1 protein-coding gene is annotated in these 880 nt (G+C 68.4%); it reads left to right on the plus strand.

Annotated features, from left to right (window positions below):
• Window positions 1–52: 52 nt before the first annotated feature.
• A protein-coding gene (locus AC559T_RS14555; RefSeq protein ID WP_498869057.1) for an IS5 family transposase occupies window positions 53–867 on the plus strand; the annotation gives its coding sequence in 2 pieces (ribosomal slippage) (window positions 53–400 and window positions 403–867; 813 coding nt in all).
• Window positions 868–880: the final 13 nt, after the last annotated feature.

An 880-nucleotide genomic window follows, 5' to 3' on the forward strand; every position in this document is an offset into this window, starting at 1 on the left:
TTAGAGCGTGTCTTGTGTGGCGGCTGCGGGTACATATCTGATCATGGATGTGATGGAGAGCAGCCTCGCCCTGCGGCTGGTCCCGGACGATCTGTGGGAGCTGGTGGAACCGCTGCTGCCCCGGTTCGAGACCCGCCACCAGGGTGGTGGGACCGCGCCGATCGAGGATCGGGCGGTGTTCACGGCGGTGGTCTACGTGCTGACGGCGGGGTGCGCCTGGCGGCATCTGCCCGCCGAGTTCGGGGTGTCGGTACCCACGGCGCACCGCCGGTTCCAGACCTGGACCCAGGCGGGGGTCTGGTCCCGGCTGCACCGGGCGGTCCTCGACGCCCACGGCGGGGCCGGGCAGGTCGACTGGTCGTCGGTGATCGTGGACGCGGCCAGCCTGCGGGCGAAAAGGGGGGATCTCTGACCGGTCCGAACCCGGTCGATCGTGGCAAAGCGGGTTCGAAGCTGCATGTTCTGACCGACGGGGCCGGGTTGCCGCTGGTCGTGGCGGTCTCGACGGCGAACCTGCATGACAGCCAGGTCCTCATCCCGCTGGTCGCGAGTATCCCGGCGATCCGTTCCCGGCGTGGGCCACGGCGGCGCCGGCCGGACAAGCTGCGGGCAGACAAGGCCTACGACCAGCCGGAGCTGCGTCGTTTCCTGCGTAGGCGTCGTATCGCGGTACGTATCGCCCGGTGCGGGGTGGAGAGCACCGAACGTCTCGGCCGGCACAGGTGGAAGATCGAACGAACGATCGCGTGGCTTGACGGCTACCGCCGGCTGACCGTCCGCTACGAACGCAACGGCCGTAACTTCCTCGGATTCCTCTGCCTGGCCGCCGCGATCACCTGCTGGAAGAAACTCCCACACCCCACCTGAGACACGCTCTTAG

It is taken from the genome of Frankia sp. Hr75.2 (assembly GCF_949319125.1).
In the GTDB taxonomy this organism is placed as follows: Bacteria; Actinomycetota; Actinomycetes; order Frankiales; family Frankiaceae; genus Parafrankia; species Parafrankia soli.